Origin of the sequence: Kitasatospora sp. NPDC127116 (assembly GCF_042677365.1) — a bacterium.
GTDB classification, from domain to species: domain Bacteria; phylum Actinomycetota; class Actinomycetes; order Streptomycetales; family Streptomycetaceae; genus Kitasatospora; species Kitasatospora lactacystinica.
The window spans coordinates 76253-79696 of the sequence record NZ_JBHXTL010000027.1; the positions used below are offsets into that span (position 1 = coordinate 76253).

At 73.1% G+C, this 3444-nt stretch carries 3 protein-coding genes and 1 pseudogene; 3 read left to right on the forward strand and 1 reads right to left on the reverse strand.

The genetic code is table 11. The features are described 5' to 3' along the window. Positions 1–119: 119 nt before the first annotated feature. On the reverse strand, positions 120–1340 hold the full coding sequence (locus ACFVHV_RS14065; RefSeq protein ID WP_380351312.1) for a sensor histidine kinase: 1221 nt from the start codon (positions 1338–1340) through the stop codon (positions 120–122). Between the two features lie 288 nt (positions 1341–1628). Here ACFVHV_RS14065 and ACFVHV_RS14070 point away from each other — a divergent pair, with 288 nt between their 5' ends. The 3 genes and pseudogenes from ACFVHV_RS14070 to ACFVHV_RS14080 form a co-directional block, all read left to right on the forward strand. Continuing rightward, positions 1629–2045, forward strand: a complete 417-nt coding sequence (locus ACFVHV_RS14070; RefSeq protein WP_359902891.1) for an NADH-quinone oxidoreductase subunit A — start codon at positions 1629–1631, stop codon at positions 2043–2045. Next, positions 2036–2746: an NADH-quinone oxidoreductase subunit B family protein gene (locus ACFVHV_RS14075; protein WP_359902893.1), complete on the forward strand. Its 711-nt coding sequence runs from the start codon at positions 2036–2038 to the stop codon at positions 2744–2746. Before ACFVHV_RS14070 ends, ACFVHV_RS14075 begins: the two co-directional genes overlap by 10 nt. Then, positions 2743–3322: pseudogene (locus tag ACFVHV_RS14080) on the forward strand (NADH-quinone oxidoreductase subunit C); the annotation flags it as partial. The gene ACFVHV_RS14075 and the pseudogene ACFVHV_RS14080, both read left to right, overlap by 4 nt. Positions 3323–3444 lie beyond the last annotated feature (122 nt).

Genomic DNA, 3444 nt, shown 5'->3' on the forward strand with positions numbered 1-3444 from the left:
GCGGCCCGCCCCGCGGGGCTGGGGGGCTGGGGGGGGGGTGCCTTCGCCCCGGGGCCCGGGCACCCCTACCCCGCCTCGACGAGGTCCCGGCGCCCTGCCGTGTCCGGGGGACGGGGCGCTCAGCGGCGGGCGGCGCGGGTGCGCCAGGGCAGCTCGACGGTGACGGTGGTCGGGCCGCCCTCGGGGCTCTCCACCAGGAAGACCCCGTCCACCGCGCGGATCCGCTCGGCCAGCCCGGCCAGTCCGCTGCCCGGGTAGGGGGCCGCGCCGCCCTTGCCGTCGTCCTGGACCAGCACCATCAGCTGGTGCTCCGAGCGCCAGACCTCGACCGAGGCGGAGCGGGCGCCGGCGTGCTTGGAGACGTTGGTCAGCAACTCGCTGACGGTGAAGTAGGCGATGCCCTCGACCGCCGAGTCGGGGCGCTCGGGCTCCCCGTCCGGGCCGGTCAGGTCGACGTTCACCCGGACCCCGCCGGGGACGGTGCAGCGGGCGGCGACCGAGGACAGTGCGGCGTCCAGGCCGCGGTCGGTGAGCACCGCCGGGTGGATGCCGCGGGCCAGGTCGCGCAGCTCCTGGAGGGCCAGCTTCACCTCGCCGTGGGCGTTGTCGACCATCCTGGTGGCGGCCGCCATGTCGTCCTCGGACTCCACCTCGCGCAGCCGCTCCTTGGCCATGCCGAGGTCCATCGCCAGCGCGACCAGCCGGGCCTGGGCCCCGTCGTGCAGGTCGCGCTCGATCCGGCGCAGGTCGGCGGCGGCGGTGTCGACCACGGTGCCGCGGTCGTCCTCCAGTTCGCGCACCCGCTCGGCCAGGGCGCCCGGGAAGAGCAGCGACTCGATCAGGATGCGGTCCACCGCGGCCAGCCCGCGGACCACCCAGGGCAGCACCGGCCAGAGCGCGATCACCGAGATCAGGGTCAGCGCGAAGCTGAGCACGCCCCAGGGCAGCATCAGCACGTTGTAGAGCGCCGAGCGCCAGTTCAGCAGGTCGGTGAGCTGGGCGATGGTGTAGCCCACCATCCCCGGGCGGCGCGGCTCCACCGGCTGCGGCTCGTCGATCCCGGAGTCGTAGGCCGACCGTGCCCGCCGCCGGCCCAGCGCGCCCAGGGAGCGCGAGAGCGCCAGGCCGCCGGCCAGCAGCGGCAGGCCGATCACGGTGATCGACAGCCCCAGGCCGACCGAGAGCGTGGCCACGGCCAGCACGAAGCCGAAGATGCCGAGCGGCAGGTTGAGCAGCAGTCGTCCGACCTGGTGCCACATCCTCCTGCCGTACAGCGGCGGGCGCTCCATCCGAGCGTCCTGCTCCTTGATGGCGTCCACGGCGCGGTGCAGCGGCTTCATCGGATCTACCGTCCCTCTTCGTCGTGCGGCTGGACCAAGCTTCCCGAACGGCGGGCGGGGGATGCCATGGGGGTGATACATCTTCCCGGCCGGGGGTTAACCCCACCCCCGGGCCCGGTCGCCGGCGGTCCGCCACGGTGTCCACCGGCCGTCTTGCGGACCGAGCAGGTTTCGGGCGGAGCGGAGCGGTCCCCTTAGACTCACGCTTTGGCCATCGTTAGGCCCGTGAGAGTAAACGTCGTAGAACTGTCCTTAGGGCGGGTTCTCGGTCGAGGTGGAGGCGAAGGCATGGAGGGGAAGCACGCGGCTGCCGTCGCGGCCGACCCGGCGGTCGGCAGCGGCTACTTCGACGCGTACGCCGCGATGGGTCTGCTGGCCGTCGTCGGGGTGCTCTTCGTCGCCGTGGCGTTCACCGCCAACCGGCTGCTGCGACCCGTGGTGTACTCGCCCGAGAAACTCCTCACGTACGAGTGCGGAGTGGACCCGGTGGGCGAGGACTGGGCGCACACCCAGATCCGCTACTACGTGTACGCCTTCCTGTACGTGATCTTCGCGGTGGACGCGATCTACCTGTTCCCCTGGGCGACCGTCTTCGCCACCGCAGGGTACGGCGCCGGAACCCTGATCGAGATGTTCCTGTTCATCGGCTTCCTCGCGGTCGGGCTGCTCTACGCCTGGAAGAAGGGCGTTCTGGAATGGACGTGACGCACTCCCACTCGCACGGCGGCGCCGAGGGCGGTCCCGTTCCGCTCGGCCTGCCGGACCCCGCGCGCCCCGGCGCCGTCGAGCGCCGCGGCATCGGCCCGCTGGCCCGGCTCGCGCCGGACCCGGTCAAGGTGGTGCTCAACTGGGGCCGCCGCTACAGCCTCTGGTGCTTCAACTTCGGCCTGGCCTGCTGCGCGATCGAGTTCATCGCCGCGTCCATGGCCAAGCACGACTTCATCCGGATGGGTGTCATCCCGTTCGCGCCCGGACCCCGGCAGGCCGATCTGATGATCGTCTCCGGGACGGTGACCGACAAGATGGCGCCCGCCGTCAAGCGCCTCTACGAGCAGATGCCCGAGCCGAAGTACGTCATCTCCTTCGGCGCCTGCTCCAACTCCGGCGGCCCGTACTGGGACTCCTACTCGGTCACCAAGGGCGTGGACCAGATCATCCCGGTGGACGTCTACGTACCCGGCTGCCCGCCGCGGCCGGAGGCGCTGCTCCAGGGCATCCTCAAGCTCCAGGAGAAGATCGCCGCCGAGTCCCTGCCGGACCGCTACGCGGCGCCCGCGTCGGCGCTGCGCCGTCCGCTGGTGACCGGGCCCTCGCAGGGCACCGGGACGGGCTCCGGGGACGTTCCCGAGGCCGGATCCCCGACCGGGGCTCCGGCCGGCTCTTCGACCGAGGGAGGGGTCTCGTGACTTCCGCCGAGCAGTGCGCGGCGTCGGTCGGGGAGTGGGCGACCGGCGCCGAGGCGTACGGGCTGATCACCGTCGACGTCCCGGCCGAGAACTGGATCGAGGCGCTCACCAACGCCCGGGACGTCCTGGGGCTGGGCTTCTTCGACTGGCTGAGCGCCGTCGACGAGCTCGCCGAGGGCTTCTCGGTGGTCGCGCACCTGGCCGCCGTCGAGGCGCCGGGCGTGCGGCACCTCGCGCTGCGCACCCGGGTGCCGCGCGACAGGGCGGCGCTGCCCACCGCCGTCGCCGTCTACGCCGGTGCCGCCTGGCACGAGCGCGAGACCCACGAGATGTTCGGCATCGACTTCCCCGGGCACCCCCACCTCGCCACCCTGCTGCTGCCGGACGGCTTCGAGGGGAACCCGCTGCGCAAGGAGTTCGTGCTCGCGGCGCGGGTCGCCAAGGACTGGCCGGGCGCCAAGGAGCCGGGCGAGTCCGATCACGGCGGCGGGCCGGCCCGGCGCAAGATGCAGCCGGCCGGCGTGCCGGACCCGAACGAGTGGGGGCCGCTCAAGGGCACCCTGCCGCCGGTCCCGGCGCCCTGGGCGTCGGCAGGCGTTCCGGCGGCCGTGCCCGAGGACGATCCGGCCGACGTCTCGCCTGCCGTCGACGGTTCCTTCGGCTTGGCCCGGAGCGCGCTGATGGACCAGTAGGTCGCG

What these genes read in the sequence shown, in the direction of transcription:
- ACFVHV_RS14065 (WP_380351312.1), bottom strand. Translation starts at nt 1,340, where the DNA reads ATGAAGCCGCTGCACCGCGCCGTGGACGCCATCAAGGAGCAGGACGCT.
- ACFVHV_RS14070 (WP_359902891.1), top strand. Translation starts at nt 1,629, where the DNA reads ATGGAGGGGAAGCACGCGGCTGCCGTCGCGGCCGACCCGGCGGTCGGC.
- ACFVHV_RS14075 (WP_359902893.1), top strand. Translation starts at nt 2,036, where the DNA reads ATGGACGTGACGCACTCCCACTCGCACGGCGGCGCCGAGGGCGGTCCC.